Annotated in this window: 13 protein-coding genes; 7 read left to right on the top strand and 6 right to left on the bottom strand. The window is 71.4% G+C overall.

Features of this window, described 5'->3' with window-relative positions; genetic code table 11:
- The first annotated feature begins 11 nt into the window (after positions 1 to 11).
- Together ACIO1C_RS12570 and ACIO1C_RS12565 are read left to right on the top strand one after the other, a co-directional pair.
- A complete protein-coding gene (locus ACIO1C_RS12570; protein WP_401861786.1) occupies positions 12 to 1,679 on the top strand; it encodes a serine/threonine-protein kinase in 1,668 nt (555 codons plus the stop codon).
- Between the two features lie 61 nt (positions 1,680 to 1,740).
- Positions 1,741 to 2,571, top strand: coding sequence for a VOC family protein (locus tag ACIO1C_RS12565; protein WP_401861783.1), 831 nt, complete (start codon positions 1,741 to 1,743; stop codon positions 2,569 to 2,571).
- A gap of 365 nt (positions 2,572 to 2,936) precedes the next feature.
- Here ACIO1C_RS12565 and ACIO1C_RS12560 read toward each other — a convergent pair whose 3' ends face one another.
- Positions 2,937 to 3,248, bottom strand: coding sequence for a UBP-type zinc finger domain-containing protein (locus ACIO1C_RS12560; RefSeq protein ID WP_401861782.1), 312 nt, complete (start codon positions 3,246 to 3,248; stop codon positions 2,937 to 2,939).
- A 169-nt stretch (positions 3,249 to 3,417) separates the two neighbouring features.
- On the opposite strand from ACIO1C_RS12560, the gene ACIO1C_RS12555 reads away from it, so the two are divergent.
- The 4 genes from ACIO1C_RS12555 to ACIO1C_RS12540 all read left to right on the top strand — a co-directional run bounded on the left by ACIO1C_RS12555 (position 3,418) and on the right by ACIO1C_RS12540 (position 8,912).
- Positions 3,418 to 4,377: a hypothetical protein gene (locus ACIO1C_RS12555; protein WP_401861779.1), complete on the top strand. Its 960-nt coding sequence runs from the start codon at positions 3,418 to 3,420 to the stop codon at positions 4,375 to 4,377.
- A gap of 367 nt (positions 4,378 to 4,744) precedes the next feature.
- Positions 4,745 to 7,696 carry an AfsR/SARP family transcriptional regulator gene (locus ACIO1C_RS12550; RefSeq protein ID WP_401861777.1) on the top strand — a complete coding sequence of 984 codons (2,952 nt, stop codon included), beginning with the start codon at positions 4,745 to 4,747 and terminating at the stop codon, positions 7,694 to 7,696.
- A 98-nt stretch (positions 7,697 to 7,794) separates the two neighbouring features.
- A complete protein-coding gene (locus tag ACIO1C_RS12545) occupies positions 7,795 to 8,322 on the top strand; it encodes a sigma-70 family RNA polymerase sigma factor (RefSeq protein ID WP_401861774.1) in 528 nt (175 codons plus the stop codon).
- Between the two features lie 95 nt (positions 8,323 to 8,417).
- The gene (locus tag ACIO1C_RS12540; protein WP_401861772.1) at positions 8,418 to 8,912 is read left to right on the top strand and encodes a hypothetical protein; all 495 of its coding nucleotides are present in this window, start codon (positions 8,418 to 8,420) and stop codon (positions 8,910 to 8,912) included.
- Between the two features lie 57 nt (positions 8,913 to 8,969).
- Here the strand turns inward: ACIO1C_RS12540 and ACIO1C_RS12535 are convergent, their stop codons facing one another.
- The 4 genes from ACIO1C_RS12535 to ACIO1C_RS12520 all read right to left on the bottom strand — a co-directional run bounded on the left by ACIO1C_RS12535 (position 8,970) and on the right by ACIO1C_RS12520 (position 14,996).
- Positions 8,970 to 9,857, bottom strand: coding sequence for an NAD-dependent epimerase/dehydratase family protein (locus ACIO1C_RS12535; RefSeq protein ID WP_401861770.1), 888 nt, complete (start codon positions 9,855 to 9,857; stop codon positions 8,970 to 8,972).
- Between the two features lie 218 nt (positions 9,858 to 10,075).
- Positions 10,076 to 12,346 carry an RICIN domain-containing protein gene (locus ACIO1C_RS12530; RefSeq protein ID WP_401861767.1) on the bottom strand — a complete coding sequence of 757 codons (2,271 nt, stop codon included), beginning with the start codon at positions 12,344 to 12,346 and terminating at the stop codon, positions 10,076 to 10,078.
- Between the two features lie 17 nt (positions 12,347 to 12,363).
- Positions 12,364 to 13,761 carry a ricin-type beta-trefoil lectin domain protein gene (locus ACIO1C_RS12525; RefSeq protein ID WP_401861764.1) on the bottom strand — a complete coding sequence of 466 codons (1,398 nt, stop codon included), beginning with the start codon at positions 13,759 to 13,761 and terminating at the stop codon, positions 12,364 to 12,366.
- On the bottom strand, positions 13,758 to 14,996 hold the full coding sequence (locus ACIO1C_RS12520) for a family 16 glycosylhydrolase (protein ID WP_401862182.1): 1,239 nt from the start codon (positions 14,994 to 14,996) through the stop codon (positions 13,758 to 13,760). The genes ACIO1C_RS12525 and ACIO1C_RS12520 overlap by 4 nt, the downstream gene beginning before the upstream one ends.
- A 458-nt stretch (positions 14,997 to 15,454) precedes the next feature.
- Between ACIO1C_RS12520 and ACIO1C_RS12515 the strand changes: the two genes are divergently transcribed.
- Positions 15,455 to 16,252 carry an endonuclease I family protein gene (locus ACIO1C_RS12515; protein ID WP_401861763.1) on the top strand — a complete coding sequence of 266 codons (798 nt, stop codon included), beginning with the start codon at positions 15,455 to 15,457 and terminating at the stop codon, positions 16,250 to 16,252.
- 201 nt (positions 16,253 to 16,453) lie between these two features.
- Here ACIO1C_RS12515 and ACIO1C_RS12510 read toward each other — a convergent pair whose 3' ends face one another.
- Positions 16,454 to 17,431: an NAD-dependent epimerase/dehydratase family protein gene (locus ACIO1C_RS12510; RefSeq protein WP_401861760.1), complete on the bottom strand. Its 978-nt coding sequence runs from the start codon at positions 17,429 to 17,431 to the stop codon at positions 16,454 to 16,456.
- Positions 17,432 to 17,442: the final 11 nt, after the last annotated feature.

The following is a 17,442-nucleotide window of genomic DNA, read 5'->3' as shown; positions in this document are numbered from 1 at the left end:
CCCTGAGCGCCATGAATCCAGGGGGATCCGCGGGACGTGTCATCGACGGCCGGTTCGAACTGCTCGACCGGCTGGGCGGCGGCGGTATGGGCCTCGTGTGGCGCGCCCGCGACCTGGCCCTCCACCGTGAGGTGGCGCTCAAGGAGGTGCGGCCGCCGGACCCCGCCATGATGGCGGCGGACCCGACGGCCGCGCGGGTGCTGCGCGAGCGCGTCCTGCGGGAGGCCCAGGCCCTGGCCGCGATCGACCACCCCGGGGTGGTGACGATCTATCACATCGTGGACGCGGCGGAGGTGGCGCATCCCTGGATCGTCATGGAGCTGGTGCCCGGCCACTCGCTCCAGGAACGCCTGGAACAGGGACCGTTGACCCCCGTCGAGGCCGCCGCGATCGGCCGCGGTGTGCTGTCGGCGCTGCGCGCCGCGCACGCGGTCGGCATCCACCACCGCGATGTGAAACCCGCCAACGTACTGCTGCGCGCCGACGGCCGCCCCGTGCTCACGGACTTCGGCATCGCCGCGCTGCGCGAGTCCTCCAACCTCACGGCCACGGGTGAGCTCATCGGCTCGCCCGACTACATCGCGCCCGAGCGCATCCGGGGCGACGAGGGCAACCCCGCGTCCGACCTCTGGTCCCTGGGCATGCTGATGTACGTCGCCGTCGAGGGACGCCATCCGCTGCGCAGGACGTCCGCGCTGGCCACGCTGGCGGCCGTGCTCGACGAGGAGATACCGCCGCCCGTCCGGGCGGGGCCGCTGGCGCCCGTACTGGTCGCGCTGCTGGACCGGAACACGGCCGCCCGGCCCGACGCGGCGGCGCTCGACGGGCTGCTGGCGGCGGTGGAGCGCGGGGCGCGGTGGCCGGAGCCCGCGGACGCCGTGCCCGGTACGCCCACCACGCGGCTGCGCACGGCGGGGCCGTCGCTGCCCGGGCCGTCTCCGACGCCTCCGTACGCGCCGTTTCCGACGCCTCCGTACGCGCCCCCGCGACCCGTCTCCACGAACACCCCGGCGCGGATCCGCCTGGCCCGCAGGATCTCCATCGCCGCGACGGTCGCCGGTATCGCCGTGGCCGGGGCGTTCACCTGGTACCTGGCACCGTTCTCCACCGAGTCCGAGGCCACGGACGGTGAAGGCGGCCCGTCCGCCGACCGCCCCGCCGCCTCCGCGCCGGACCAGTCGCCTTCCCGGTCCCTCTCCCCCACGCCCACGCCGACCCCCGCACCCGCCGCCGCCGAGGACCTGTTGTCGCCCGCGGCCGTCAAGAAGGTCATCACCGCGCTCGACCCCGTCATGGGCGGTACGGAGGCCACCAGCTTCACGGTGCACGAGCAGTTCGCGTCCGCCGAGGCGCTGGTCAAGGGCGAGAAGAAGCTGTTCGACCGGTACGAGTACCGGAACGGCGCGGCCACGCGCCTGGGTCCTGGCCGGGAACTCGTCTCCGGGGAGGGCAGCGTCGACCTCACGTCCTTCGACTGGGACAAGATCCCCGAGCTGCTCCGCAAGGCGGACAACGATCTCGGCGTGCGCAAGCCGACCAGTCACTACCTGATCGTCGAACCCGCGTGGGTGTTCGCCGACGACCAGCCCGTGCTCCTCGTCTACGTGTCGGACGAGTACGGCGGCGCGTATCTGGCCGCCGACCGGAAGGGCAAGGTGCTGAAAACGTACCCCCGTTGACGTGCGGTCATGACCGGCCTCCGACGCTCCGGGACCGGCCTGGCAGAGTAGGGACTCATTCATGGAGTCGGACGTGGGCGGAGTGAGCGGTGTGAGCGGTGTGAGCGGTGTGGAACACGACAAGGTGAACTCACAGGCTGTGGCCGGGGCTCCCTGCTGGGTGACCCTGCTCTCGCGTGAACTCTCCGCCTCGCAGGCCTTCTACGGAAACGTCCTCGGCTGGAGCTACCGGGCCGCGGGGCTCGGCGACGACTTCTGCGTGGCGCTCTCCGACGGGATGGCCGTCGCCGGCATCGGCGCGCTCGCCTCGTCGCTCCAGGTCGCGGTCTCCTGGACGCCGTACTTCGCCGTCGCGAACGTGGACGAGGCGGCGGCCCGGATCCGGGAACGCGGCGCGACCGTCGCGGTGGGACCGCTGGCCTTCCACACGGGGCGGGCCGCGCTGGCCACGGACCCCGACGGAGCCGCCTTCGGCATCTGGGAGGGCGCGGTGCGCTCCGACTGGACGGTGGGACGCGGGAGCGCGCCGGCCTGGCTGGAGCTGCGGACGCGGGACACGGTGGACGCGGCGAGGTTCTACGGGCAGGTACTCGGCTGGGCGCCGGAGACCGCGGACGGTTTCACGCTCGTCCACGAGGAGGACCACGCGGTGCTGCGACAGGACGAGCAGGTGGTGGCGCGGATCCGCGGGGGCGCGGTGCAGGCCACGCCGGATCCGCAGTCGCGTCCGCGGTGGCACGTGTACTTCCGGGTGCCGGAGGTTTCACGGTCGGTGGAGGCGGCGGTGAAGGACGGCGGGAGGTTGATCTCGCCCCCGGAAGCGACGGAGGGCCTCCGCGAGGCGACGCTGCGCGACCCGGACGGAGCGCTCTTCACTGTGACGTCGCGGTAACTACGGCCGCGCGGCCGTAGTTCGCGTTTGTCCTCAATCGCCGGACGGGCTTGATTGTGCCCCTGCCCGGTGCGCGGGTGCCGCTTACCGATGTCCTCAAACGCCGGACAGGCTGGATGTGTGTCTTGACGCGGGCCTGGAAGGGGGACGGGCAGGGGTCGTGTCCGGAACGTAGAGCGTGTTTTGTGTCGCATGGCGAACGTTGATCAAAACAAGGTGCTGAACGCGACGTAAAACATGCAGTGCAGGGCACGACCCCTGCCCGGCCCCCGGCAACCGACCCGCACCCAAAAAGCCGGCCCGCAGCCGGCACAACCAAGCCCGTCCGGCGTTTGAGGACAATCAGTAAGCGCAACGGACACCGCTCACCGCACGGGAGCAATGCCCTCTACCTCAAAGACGATCTCGTCCTCATAGCACCACCACCACCCCTCACCCGGCTCGTAAGACCGGATCAGCGGATGCCCGGTCGCCTCGTAGTGCGCCGTCGCGTGCTTGTTCTTCGACGAGTCGCAGCAGCCGATGTGCCCGCACGTCTGGCACTCCCGCAGGTGCACCCAGCTGTCACCCAGCGCCACACAATCCAGGCAGCTGTCCTCGCTGTCGGGCGTCACCTCGTCCACATCCGCGAGATGGCTACAGATCAGCCCGCCGGTCCGCTCTTCGTTGTTCGCCATATCGCCGCCGCCCGTCCGACCGCACAGGTCACTTCGAGTCAGTGCACCTTCACCGTAAGGCCGGTCCCGCGCCGACGCCAGCAGGGAGGTATCGCAGAGGCGGGCCCTGGGTATCAAGCCTGCGTGTGCGGCGCCGGACCGGGTGCCGCAGGGGGACAGGGGCAACAGGGTGAAGCTTTTACGTGCGCGCAGGTCAAAAACCGCCACCGCGCTCAGTGCCGTGCTGGCACTCGCGCTGCCGTTGACAGCGTGTTCCGGGGACGGCGGGGACCCGAAGACCCCCGCCACGGTGGCCAGCACCACGCCGGCGACGCCGGCCACGCCGACCCCCACCCCCGTCGACCCCGCCGCCTACCGCCAGGCACTCGCCAAGATCGTCGCCCCGCTCGACGCCACCCTCCGCACAGTGGACCGCGCGAGTGAGGGCAAGGCGCTCAACACCGCGCTCGACACCGCGAGCAGCGCCGCGGAGACCGCCGCCGGCCTGCTCGACGCGGAGCGGGTGCCCGACGACGCCTGGAGCGGGAACACCGCTCTCGCCGAGGCCGTGCGTGACCTGGGCGTGAGCCTCGGCGACGCGCAGACGGACGGCGGGCGCTGCGCCACCTCGCCTCGGATCACACTGCGCTCGGACGACGCGCTGGCGTCCGTACGGAAGGCCGACGCCACGCTGACCGCTCTCGGTTACGCCGTGGACCTCAAGCTGCCCCGTACGGAGAAGGCCAGGCACCGGCGCCTCGGCAACAACTCTCTCGTGAAGGACCGGCGGCAGGGGGGCCTGGGCCGGCTCGTCATCAAGAACGGCACCTCGTCCGACGCGGTGGTCACCCTGACCAAGGGGCAGCGGACCAACTTCACCGTGTACATACGCAAGGGCAAGGACGCGACCGTCCGGCGCGTCGCCGACGGCGGGTACACCGTGTACTTCGCGTCGGGCACGGACTGGAGCTCGTCGAAGAAGTCCTTCACCCGCGACTGCTCGTTCCAGAAGTTCGACGACAAGGCGGATTTCAACACCCGCCAGGTCTCCGGCGGCACGCAGTACACAATCCTCACCTTCTCCCTGAAGAAGACCGCCGGTGGCAACGCGACGACCAGCGAGGTGCCCGAGGACGAGTTCCCGTCCTGATCACGGCCCGGGACGGCGGCGGGAACATTCTCCGGGGGGCCGCCGTTGAACACACTGAGGACGCGGATGGAACAGTGTCCCCGGGCCCCATTTGAGAATCGCCCATGGGGAAGATCGTTCGGCTGAAGCCCCATGGAGCCCATCGCCGCGAGGCGACCGCCATCCGCACCCTTCCTTCAATCGACCCCGATCGGCGTCCCCCGTCCGGTCGGGGTCTCTTGTCGCCTCCGTACAGTCACGCGGATCCGGTTAATAGTTGTTGCGTGCATCTATTACGCGGGCAACTCCCCCTGAGGACAAAGCTGTTGCGGTTCCACGGGTGCGGCGGCCCGTCACCGGGCGAAGTGACGGCCTAGACTCGCCGACTGTGCGTTTCACAGTTTTGGGGCCGGTCAGAGCCTGGCGTCACGGAACCGAGCTGGAACTGGGCCCTCCCAAGCAGCGGGCCCTGCTCGCGCTGCTGCTGACGCAGGCGGGACAGCCGGTGGCCGTCCACGAGATCCTCGACGTGCTGTGGGGGCAGGACCCCCCGGACAGCGCGGTGAACGTGGTGCACCGGCACGTGGGCGCGCTGCGCCGCCTCCTGGAGCCCGACCTGCCGACCCGCGCGGCCTCCCGGCGACTGGTGCGCGGTTCCGGGGGATACCGCCTGGACGTCGACCCGGACGCGGTGGACCTGCTGCGTTTCCGCGCCCTGCGGGACGAGGCCAGGCGGGCGTCCGAGGCCGGGGACCCGGCCGGCGCCACCGAGCTGCTCATCGAGGCCCTCGGCCTCTGGCGCGGCCCGACGGCCACCGGCATCCCCCCGCGGACCCAGGCGCACCCCGTCTTCGCCGCCGTCGACCGTGAGCACCTGGCCGTGGTGAAGGAAGCCGCGGAGAGGGCGCTGGAGACCGGTCCGAGCCTCACCGGGCGGGTGCTGATCACGCTCCGGCACGCCGCAGCCCACCACCAGCTGGACGAGGTGCTCCAGGCCCGGCTGATCGTCGTGCTCGCGGCGACCGGCCACCAGGCCGAGGCCCTCGGTGTCTACCAGGCGGTACGGGCCCGGCTCGCCGACGAGCTGGGACTGGACCCGGGTCCTGAGCTGCGGGCCGCCCAGCAGCAGGTCCTGCGCCAGAGCGTGCCGGCCGGACCCGCCCCGGCGACGCCTGCCGACGCACCCGGCGGGGACGCCGACGATTCCGTACCGCCCACGGAGCCCGCCGACGGGCAGAACGACGAGCCGGCCGGACCCGAGAGCGCCGGGGAGCGGACGTACGCGCCCAAGGTGCGCCCGGCGCAGCTGCCCGCCGACCTGTCCGCGTTCACCGGCCGCCGCTCCGAGCTGGCCAGGAGCCACGCCCTGCTGCCCGACGAGGGCGAGCAGCCGGCCGCCGTGGTGATCAGTGCCATCGGGGGCATGGCCGGGGTCGGCAAGACCACGCTCGCCGTGCGCTGGGCCCACGAGGTCGCGCACCGCTTCCCGGACGGGCAGCTCTACGTCAATCTGCGCGGCTTCGACCCGACTGGCTCGGTCATGGACCCGGCCGACGCGATACGTACCTTCCTCGACGCCTTCGGGGTCCACCCGAACCGCATCCCCACCGGTCTGGACGCCCAGGCCGCGCTCTACCGCAGTCTCCTCGCGGGCCGCCGGGTGCTCGTCCTGCTGGACAACGCCAGGGACACCGAGCAGGTGCGCCCCCTGCTGCCGGGAGCGCCCGGATGTCTCGCCATCGTCACCAGCCGCAACCAGCTCCACGGGCTGATAGCGGCCGACGGCGCCCGCCCCGTCACCCTGGACGTGCTGACCGTCTCCGAGGCACGGGAGTTCCTGGCCCGGCGCCTGGGCGCGGACCGGCTCACCGCCGAGTCCGACGCCGCCGACGAGATCGTCGCCCTCTGCGGACGTCTTCCGCTGGCCCTGGCCATCGTCAGTGCCCGCGCCGCCGTACACCCCGGCTTCCCGCTCTCCTCCATCGCCGCCGAGCTGCGCCGCGGCCACGGCAGTCTCGACGCCTTCGCCGGCGGGGACCCCGTCACGGACGCGCGCAGCGTCTTCTCCTGGTCGTACCGCACCCTCACCCCCGCCGCCGCACGGCTGTTCCGGCTGCTCGCCCTACACCCGGGGCCGTGCTGCTCGACGGCGGCGGCGGCGAGTCTGGCCGGCCTGCGGGAGCCGGAGGTGCGGCCGGCGCTGGCCGAGCTGGTCCGCGCGCAGCTGCTGACCGAGCAGATGCCGGGCCGCTTCGCGTCGCACGAGCTGCTGCGGGCGTACGGCGCCGAGCTGGCCCACGCGCAGGACTCCAAGGACGACCGCTCCGCCGCCCGCCACCGGATGCAGGACCACTACCTGCACACCGCGCTGGCCGCCGACACGTCGATGGCGCCCCACCGGGAGCGTTTCCCGCTGCCGCCGCCCGCGCCGGGCTCCGGTCCGCTCACCTTCGCCGACGCGCGGGAGGCCGCCGACTGGATCGAGAGGGAGCGCTCCGTCCTGCTCTCGTCCGTCGAGCAGGACGCCCGGTACGGCTCGACCGGCCACTGCTGGCGGCTGGCCGCGATCCTGGAGCTGTTCCTCGACCGGCGCGGACGCTACCAGGACCAGCTGACCATGCAGACCTTCGCGGTGACGGCCGCGCAGCGGCTCGGCGACGTGTACGGGCAGGCGCACGCGCATCAGGTCCTCGGCTTTGTCGGCGGGCGGCTGAGGCGTCACGACGAGGCCCGTGCCCAGCTGTCCCGGGCGCTGGAGCTGTACGGCGAGCTGAACGATCCGGTCGGCATGGGCAGGACCCACCGATACCTGGCGTTCCAGTCCAACCGGCTCGGCCGCCACCTCCAGGCCCTGGAGCACTACCGGCAGGCGGCCGTCCACTACCGGGAGGCGTCCCACACCAGCGGCCTGGGCAGCATCTTCAACGAGGTCGGCTGGACGCACATCCTGCTCGGCGAGTACGAGACGGCGCTCGCGGAGTGCCGCCAGTCCCTGGCGCTGCACCAGGAGATCGGGGACCGCAACGGCGAGGCGGCGGCCTGGGACAGCCTGGGGTACGCCCATCACCACCTGCGCCAGTACCAGCAGGCCCTGGCGTCGTACGGACACGCCCTGGACCTGTACCGCGAGCTGCGGGACTGCCCGCTGGAGGCGGACACGCTCGTGCACATCGGGGACACCCAGGCGGCGCTGGGGGCTCCCGTACGGGCCTCCTCGGCCTGGCTGCGGGCGCTGGAGATCTTCGACGGTTTCGATCATCCCGACGCCGAGGGGGTCCGGGACAAACTTCATTCGCTCGGCGGGCCGGCGCACCGCGACTCACCGGTGCTGAGGGTCTGACGGTTTCCGTCAGTTTTTCGGCACAGGGTCCTGCCTAGGCTCTCTCCCAGGTGGCACTCCCGACCGGAGCCGGCACGATTCCCCTCAGGAACCAGGACATGAAGCCAATCGCGGCACCCAAGGCCTCCTCGCAGGCCGGCCAGGAACAGCTCCTCCACGTACTGGTGGCAGATCACGGGAAGGCGCTGCTCGCGTACGCCGAGAAGCTGCTGAGCGACCGGCAGCTCGCCGAGGACGTCGTCCAGGAGACCATGATCCGCGCCTGGCGCCACACCGAGCGGCTGTACAGCACGGACGGTTCCGTCCGTGGCTGGCTGCTGACGGTCGCGCGCAACCTGGTCATCGACCGGATGCGCAGCGCCCCCAACCGGTACGAGACGGTGGGCACCGACAACCAGGACATGGCCCAGCGGGACCACGCCGACTCCGTGCTCGCGTCGGTCGACGCCACGTACCTGTTGCGGCAGCTGTCGGTGGAGCACCGGGAGGTGCTGGTGCACACGTACATCTGCGGCCGGACCGTGCAGGAGACGGCCGGCATCCTGGGCATACCGCCCGGGACGGTGAAGTCCCGCCAGCACTACGCGCTGACCAACCTCCGCCGGCGGGTGCAGGGCGCGAACTGAGCCGCGTCCGCACCCCGGCCGCCCCGGCCGCCCCGGCACAGTCCGTGGCACAGTCTCCGGGACGGTACAGGGCGAACGGGACAGGGGCGCGGGCGATGGCGGGGGACGACGGGGCACCGAGCGGCGGGGCACGGGGCGACGGCGGCTTCGAGGCCGCGACGGGTGACGGGCCGGTGTCCGGTGTGGCGCCCCGGGTGCGGGCCGCTGAGGTACGGGTCGCCTTCGAGGGGCTGCTCCAGATCCGCCGGCTGACACACACCGGGACGGGCGACCCCGTGGCCGTACCGGCGGCGTGGGAGCGGCAGCGGCCGGTGCGGGCCGTGGCGCTCGCGCTGGAGGCGGCGGGGATCGCGCCGTCCGCGGTGGAAGCCGCCGGGCCGCGGGTGGCGACCGGCTTCCTGGTGCGGGAGGGCGAGCGGCCGGGGACCGTACGGGTGGAGTGGGCCGGTCCGCCCGGCGGCGGGGCCGCCCAGGACGAGGAGCGCGCGCTGGGGCGCTGCGCGGCGGAGCTGAGGCGCCTGGGGTGGGAGGCGCTGCTGTACCGGGGTCCCCGCAGGCGGCGGTTCCTGGAGGTGGAACCCCTGACGTGAGGGCGGGCCCCCGGGCGGCGGTGACGCCCGGCCGGGGACCCGTTCGGGCCGCGGTGGTCAGGCCTGGGTGGGCCGCGCGATCTCCGTCAGCACGTCGTCCACGTGCCGCGGCTGCCAGCCGGTGTCCCTGCGGGCCCGGGCGCTGGTCATGCGCTGGTCCAGGGCGAAGGCCTCGGCGATCGGCCCCATCCGCTCCAGGGCCGCCTCCAGGCTCAGGGATTCCGTCCGGCCGGGGTGCCCCGCGGCCTCGGCGGCGGCGGCCGCGATGTCCGCCTGGGTGGGTGCCTCCTCGCTGACACCCACGTACACCGAACCGGCGGGCGCGCCGAGCGCCAGCGCGTACAGCTCGGCGATGTCGTCGACATGGACCACGCCCCAGTGGTTGCGGCCGTCGCCGATCACCGGCGCCGCGCCCCGTTCGCGCGCCGGGGCGGTGTAGAACATCTCGATGAGTCCGGCGCCGTGGCCGTAGACCACCCCCGGCATGACGAGCACGGGGTGTCCCCCGGTCGCCGCGCGGCCCAGGACCAGGTCCTCGTTGGCCCGGCGCCAGGCGGTGAGGGCCGGCGGCTTCTGGGGCGCGTCCTCGTCGGTGACCCCGTCGGTGTCGCCGTACACCCAGGCCCCGCCGGTGTGGACGTACGGTCCCGCGCCGACCCCGTCGAGGAGGGCCTCGGCGGCGGCGCGGTCGACCTCGTCGCCGCCGGGGCCGACGTCGGAGCCCAGGTGGATCACGCCGTCCGCGCGGGACGCGGCCTCGCGCAGGACGGCGGTGTCGGTGAGGGTGCCGCGTACCGGTTCCGCCCCCAGGCGGGACAGCCTGCGCGCGGAGTGCTCGCTGCGGGCGAGCGCGGCGACGGTGATGCCCCGCCGGACCAGTGCGGCGACGGTGGGCCGGCCGACGTAGCCGGAGCCGCCCGTGAGGAACACCTTGGTGACTGACATTCTGTGCCTCCATAAGCCCGGCCCCGGAGTGTGGCCGGCTCCTCCACGATCGCCCGGGGGGCGGGGACCCGTCCAAGACCTCTTGTGTCGATGGTGATGTCCGCAGGGCATCAGCGCCCGTCGGCGGGGTCCGGACGGAGGCAGCGGGAAGGCCCCGGGCATCCGCTCGCGCGGGCCGCCCGGGGCCTTCCTGAGATGGTGTTACGGGTGGTGCGGTGTTACGGGTAGCTGACGAGGTTCGCCACGTTGGTGGACGAGTTCGACGGGCCGCCCCTGTCGTTGATCACGTGCCGGATGGTCCCGACCCCGCCGAGCGACACGGTCACCATGTTCTTGAACTTCACGTTCGGAGTGTTGGGAACCTCGAACGCGTGCTCCGCGGTCACTCCGTTGTTGACGTTGAAGAAGCAATAGCTGCCGAGCCCGTACGCCTCGTGGCTCGTCACGGTGTTCGCCACCTTGTAGGCGGCGTACCCCTGCGTGCTGCCGTTCATCCAGGCCGCCTGGTTGGGCGGGTCGTACGGCATCTCGTTCTGGTAGAAGTACGTCTTGCCGCCGTTGCCGTTCCAGATGGTCTGGTGCTTCTGGTAGTGCTCGACGAACAGGCCGTACATGGTGACGTCGGCGCCGTTCACGATCAGGCCGGTGTCCGCCGTGTTGGTGGTCCAGCCGACCCCGCTGCCGTGGTCGGCGCGCCAGATCCACATGTGGTCACCGATGACGTTGCGGCTGTTGACCACCAGGCTGGTGGTCGCCTTGCCGACGCCCGCGCCGCCGATCCGGAAGAACACGTCGTGCAGCGAGGTCGGGTTGGCCGCGTGGCTCACGTTCGAGCCGTCGGCGCCGACCTCCATCAGACGCTGGGAGTTGACCGGACCCGCGTCGATGAGCAGACCCGCGACCTTCACGCCGTCGACGTCCGAGACGGAGACGGCGGTGATGCCGTTGTCCGGGATGAAGGTGGCGAGGCCGAGACCGAGGACGACCGAGTCGGGGCGGGTGACCCTGATGGTCTGGTTCAGGTGGTAGACACCCGGGGTGACCAGCAGGTTCTTGCCCGCGGCCAGGGCCGCGTTCATGTCTGCGGCGCTCGCGCCGGGCTTGGCGATGTAGAACTGGTCCAGCGGGATGGACGTACCTGCGGGGGTGCCGGCGCTCCAGGTGGTGCCGGACGAGTTGTTGCGCAGTGCGGGTACGAACACCTTGTAGGCGCCGGCCGCGTCCACGTACAGGAAGGGCTTCTCACGGATCTGCGGGGTGGTCGCGACCGTGGTGTAGGGCGGGTTGGGGAAGGTGCCGGCGGGCGCGTTCCTCGCGCCGACGAACACCATGTTCCAGTTCTGCCCGGTCCAGCTGCCCCACTCGGTATTGCGGGACAGCCACTGCTGCTGCGTACCGGAGCGGACCTGGCCGTCGACCTTGGTGTCGGCCATGAAGCCGCCGCTGGCCCAGCCGCCGTCGTCCAGCGCGAGGTTGCCGCGCACGTGCATACGGCGGTACGGGGCGGCCTGCGAGACGGCCCAGCGGTCGGTGCCCGAGGGTGGCGTGACGGAGAGGTTCTCGGCGCTGCGCCAGAAGTTCTGCGTGGCGTTCTGCGGCGGGAACCAGTCGGCCTCGACGTGCACCGTGCCGCCGATGTTGACGTCGTCGGGGCTCAGGCCCAGGCCGGCGACCTGGGTGTAGAAGCCGACGTTGACGTTGACGTTGTTGTAGTTGCCGGGACGGAACAGGAACGCCTGGCGCTGGGTGCCGAACTGGTTGGTCTCCTGCTGGCGGAAGACCGCGTCCACCCGGCTCTGGATCGTCGCGGACGGCATCGACGGGTCGAAGACCTGGACGTTGGGGCCGAGGTCCGGGGTGCCGGCGGGCGGCGGGGTGTCGGCCGCGGTCAGCCGGAAGGACTGGGCGGCGGACCCGTTGCAGGTGTACTGGCCGAGGACCACTCCGTCGGCGGTCGAGGCGGCGGGCACGTCGAGGCACTTGCCGCTGTTGCCGTTCACGAAGTGATAGGCCCCGTCCGCCTCTTCCACGGGCTGCCACTGCTGATTGAGGCCGCCGCTGTACAGCCACAGCTGGATGGCGGCGCTGTCCGCGGTGGAGACGTCCTTGACGTCCCAGACCTGGCTGGCGGCGCTGCGGTTGCCGACCCTGACGCGGCCGCTCCCGGTGTCCGTCAGGGTCCAGTTCTGGGCGGTGGTGCCGTTGCAGGCGTACTGCTGGACGGCGGTGCCGTTGGCCGTGCCGGCGGCGGCCGCGTCGACACACTTGCCGCTGCCCTTGTTGACGACGTTGACCCAGCCGGTGGGGAGGGCCGCGGCGGCCTGGGCCGCTCGCGGGGCCGTCTGCGGGGCGCTCGACGGCGCTGCCTGGGCGGGCAGCGCGACGAGCGCCGTGCAGAGGGACGCCGCCGCGACGAGAAGCGTCGTCACCGACGGTCCCGTCCGGCCCCGGCGGCGGAGGATCCCGCCGCCTTCGGTGCGTGAGTTCACTGGTGCTCCTTGATGGTTCAGCCGGCGTACTGGGCGAACGTGCGGGTGAATTCCCACGCCTGCTGGCTCACACCGGAGCAGGTGTCGTTGTTCGGGTACGCCCCGGGGCACGGCCGGTCACGGTTGGCGGACCAGAAGGTCAGCCGCGCGAGGTGGTGCTGCTGGGCGTAGGCGAGGATCGTACGGAAGTCCGCCACGGTCACCGTCTCGTTGACGTCGGTGATGCCGTTCATCGACGAGATGCCGATGCGGCGGTACGTCGTGTCGTCGCTGTACCCGTACGCGTTCTTGACCGCGGTCTTGAGGCCCTCGGCCGCGCGGAGCGTGAGGGTGCCCATGTTCTGGCCGGCCCCGCCGAAGTCGAAGGGCATGATCGTCCAGCTGTCGACGGTCAGGCCGGCGGCCGCGCCGCGGTTGATCAGGCTGGTGTCGGGACCGTTGATGCTGGTGCCGATGGTGATGTAGACCTTGATGCCCGGGTTGTTGGCCTTGACGGTCTTGAGCGCGTCGATCGTCCGCTGCTGGACGGTCGGGTTGTCGTACGCGGCCGCCTCCAGGTCGATGTCGATCGCCTTGAGGCTGTACGCGTTGATGACCTTCTGGTACGCCGCCGCCAGCTCGCCCGCGCTGGAGCAGGAGCTCTCCAGCTTGTTGCCGCTGTAGCCGCCGAACGACGGGACGATGTCGCCGCCCGCGGCGCGCACGGTGTTGACCGTCTGCTGGTCGACGCCACCGGTGAGCGGACGGCCGCCGTCCCACTGCGGATTGCAGTAGCCGTTGCTGAGCACGAACGCCAGTGTGAACCACTTGACGCCGGTCGCGTTCATGATCGTGACCGGGCTGGGCGGGCTGCCCCAGCCGTTGTAGATGTACGGCGCGACCGCCATGGCGCCGGGCGCGGGGGGCGGGGTGTCGCCGCCGCCACCGCCGGCCGCGGGCGCGGTCCACTTCTGATTGGCGGTGCCCGTGCAGGTCCAGATCTGGAGGCGGGTGCCGTTGGCCGAGCTGTTGCCCGTGGCGTCCAGGCACTTGTTCGCCTGGGTGTTCACGATGTCGCGGGCCGCGGAGACGGTCCACTTCTGATTGGCGGCGCCGGTGCAGTCCCAGATCTGGAGCTGGCCGCCGTTGGCGACACTGCCGTCCTTGACGTCGAGGCACTTGCCGAGCACGCGGACCGTGCCGTCGGTGCCCACCGTCCACTGCTGCGCGGCCGAACCGTTGCAGTCGTACAGCTGAACGGCCGTGCCGTTGGCGGAGCTTGCCGCCGCCACGTCGACGCACTTGCCGCCGAGGCCGGTGATCGTGCCGACCGCCGCCGCGGCGGGGGTGGAGGTGCTCACGATCGAGGCGCCCACCGCGAGCGGCAGGGCCGCCAGGACGGCCAGGGGCTTGAGGAACCCGCGTACGCGCGTCATGAGGCGTTCACCGTCCACTTCTGCGCGGCGGAGCCGTTGCAGGTGTAGATCTGGAGCCGGGTGCCGTTGGCCTGGTTGGCGCTCGGGACGTCCAGGCACTTGTTCGCCTGGATGTTCACGACGTCCAGCGCCGCGGGCGTGGCCCATTTCTGATTGTTGGCGCCGGAGCAGTCCCAGATCTGGAGCTGCGCGCCGTCGGCGGCACTGCCGTCCTTGACGTCGAGGCACTTGCCGAGCGCGCGGATCGTACCGTCGGTGCCCACCGTCCACTGCTGCGCGGCCGAACCGTTGCAGTCGTACAGCTGGACAGGCGTGCCGTTGGCGGAACTTGCCGCGGCGACGTCGACGCACTTGCCGCCGAGGCCCTTGATCGCCTTGCCCGTACCGGGAGTGCCGGTGTCGCCGGTGGTGACGCGGACGTAGTCGATGACCATGTACTGGGGGAAGACCGTGCTGCCGTTGGGGTCACCGGGCCAGTAGCCGCCGACCGCGAGGTTCAGGATCATGAAGAAGGACTTGTTGAACACCCAGGCGTCGCCGCCGAGATCGGCGGGCGTCCTGCGCTGGTAGACGACGCCGTCGACCGACCAGGTGATGGAGTTCGGGGCCCAGTCGATCGCGAAGGTGTGGAACGCGTCGGCGAACTGCTGGCCGCCCGGAAGGGTGTAGCCCGCGCCGATGCCCTCGGCGCCGGAGTAGCCGGGGCCGTGCAGGGTGCCGTGGACGGTGCTGGGCTCGAAGCCGACGTTCTCCATGATGTCGATCTCGCCCTGGGCGGGCCAGCCGCCGCCACCGTTGCCGAGCATCCAGAAGGCGGGCCAGATGCCCTGGCCGCGCGGGATCTTGATGCGCGACTCGACACGGCCGTACTGCGCGCTGAACTTGTTGGCGGTGTTCAGCCGGGCCGAGGTGTACTCACACCGGCCGTACCAGCACTGGTAGTTGTTGGGGTTCTCCTTGCGGGCCTGGATGACCAGGTTGCCGGCGCCGTCGAGGGCGGCGTTGTTGGTACCCGAGGTGTAGTACTGCCGCTCGTGGTTGTTGACGTTGTCGCCGGTCTCCAACTGCCACTTGCTGCCGTCCACGCCGGAGCCGGCGGGACCGTTGAAGTCGTCGTTGAACGTCACCGCCGCCGCGGCGGCGGGAACCGGTGCGGGGGCCGCGGTGGCCGCGCCCGCAGGGCCGGCCGCGATGGCGCTCGCACAACACAGGAGAGCAAGGCCGTACAGCGCCATCCGGCGCCGCAAGGGGGTTCGCACAGGTCATCACATCACTTCATGTGGGGGGCATGCGCATGACATTCCAGGCGCCGAGAGGGTGTGAAGATCAGGGATGCCGTCTCGGACGCTTATTTCAATACTTGATTTAAGGGAGAGGAGGTGGGGCCGTCAAGGGATAGGTATGGACCAAAGTTCGGCGGATTCACGGCCGTCGCACCACGATATGACCGCAGACCCGCCGCAACCGGGCACCCTGTCACCGCTCCCCGCCCTGACGGGACGTCACAGACCACTCTCCCGCCCCGCCCGCCCCATAGATTTGACCTGCACATGACCAACACGGGGCGTTCACTCCAGGTCCACAGGTCCTGTGGAAGGCTCCCGCTGAACCGTTCCGTACGACCACCACAGTGCCACTCCCGACCCTGTGAATCGTGCGCCGTGGTGGTCCCGCCCGAAGGGAAACCCCCCACATGGTTCGTCGCCGACACACCGTCAGGCGCACGCTGCTGGCCCTCTGCGCCGCCACCGCGGTGCTCGCCACCACCGCCGCCGCGGCGCCCGCCGCGACCCCGCGGGCCGCGCTCGACGACACGTACTACCAGAGCGCACTCGGCAAGAGCGGCCCCCAGCTCAGGACAGCGCTGCACTCGATCATCAAGACGCAGACGAAGATCTCGTACGCGGCGGTGTGGGAGGCTCTCAAGGTCACCGACGAGGACCCGGCGAACAAGTCGAACGTGATCCTGCTCTACACCGGGAAGTCCCAGTCGAAGGCGAGCAACGGCGGCAACTCGGGCGACTGGAACCGCGAGCACGTCTGGGCCCAGTCGCACGGCGGCTTCGGTACGTCGGCCGGCCCCGGCACCGACATCCACCACCTGCGGCCGAGCGAGGTCGGGGTGAACTCGACGCGCGGGAACAAGGACTTCGACCTGGGCGGCAGCGCGGTATCGGGCGCACCGGGCAACTACACCGACTCCGACTCCTTCGAGCCGCGCAACGCCGTGAAGGGCGACGTGGCCCGGATGATCCTGTACATGGCCGTGCGGTACGAGGGTGACGACGCGTGGGCCGACCTCGAAGCCAACGACAAGGTCAACAACGGCTCCAACCCCTTGATGGGGAAGCTGTCCGTGCTCAAGCGGTGGAACGACCAGGACCCGCCGGACACGTTCGAGAAGCGCCGCAACGACGTCATATACACGTCGTACCAGCACAACCGGAACCCGTTCATCGACCACCCCGAATGGGTGGAGTCCATCTGGTGAGCGCGGCGCGGCAACGCCGTACGTGATCCCACGCGGGCCAGACTGACCGCGTTAACTCCAAGCGCCCCCGACGGGGAATGCTGGCCGGGGCCTCCAGGGACGCGCTTCCCTGGGGGCCCCGGCTCATTCACACCCGCACTCGTTCACGCCGGTACCTGTTCAGGCACGCCCGTACCTGTTCAGGCACGTACGCGCGCCGGCTCACGCCTGCGCCGGGGCGAGCAGCTCGCGGTACCACGCCAGGGTGCTGTCCACCGTCCGGGACAGCGGGACCGGCCGGACGCCGAAGGCGTTCTCGAAGGCGGACGAGTCCACGATCTGCGGCTCGGTGTGCTGGTAGAACATCTCCTCGTACTCCGCCATGAAGACCTCGTCGAACGGACCGAACGGGCGCGGCTCGGGGAGCGGGACGATGGTGAGCGGGGCGCCCAGGCGTTCCCCGATCAGGGTGAGGATCTCCCGGGTGGTGGCGGCGGGCGCGGTGGGCAGGTGCCAGACCCGGCCGTCCCCCTCGGGGTGCTCGCCGAGGGTCGCCAGGCCCGTGGCCACGTCCTCGATGTTCGTGTAGCTGTGGGGCAGGTCGATGTCGCCGATGCCGGGAACCTCTCCGCCGGTCAGCGCCGCCGGGAAGACCGCGCCGCCGAGGGTCGAGTTGAGGACGCCGGGGCCGACGAAGTCGGCGGAGCGGCCGAGCACGACCCGGGCGCGGCCCTCGCGGTGGGCGTCGAGGTAGATCCTGTCCAGCTCCGCCCGCATCAGCCCCTTGCGGGAGGTGGCCCGCCAGGGGGTCTCCTCCGTCATGACCTCGCCGTGCGTCTCGCCGTACGGGTAGAGCGTGTCGAGGACGACGAGGCGCGCACCCGTCTTCTCCACGGCGGCCAGGACGGCCCGCTGGATGCGGGGCATCACCTCGACCTGGAGGTGATAGGCGACGTTGAGGCAGTGGTGGACGACGTCGGCGCCCGCCACGGCCGCCAGGGCTCCCTCGGGGGTGCCCGCGTCGGCCGCGAAGCGTTCGACGCCGTCGGGGGCCGGGCCCGTGCCGGACCGGTCCACCAGGCGTACGGCGTGGCCGCGGCGGGCCAGTTCGGCGGCGAGCGCGGTCCCGGCGGCGCCGGCGCCGAGCACGGTGTGGGCGGTACGGGGGGTACCGGCGGTGACGGGTGCGGCGGCGGACATGGGGGCTCCCT

Source organism: Streptomyces sp. NPDC087420, assembly GCF_044744165.1.
Taxonomy (GTDB): Bacteria; Actinomycetota; Actinomycetes; order Streptomycetales; family Streptomycetaceae; genus Streptomyces.
The sequence above is the reverse complement of the archived record's forward strand: the minus strand, read 5'-3'. Positions and strand labels throughout refer to the sequence as shown.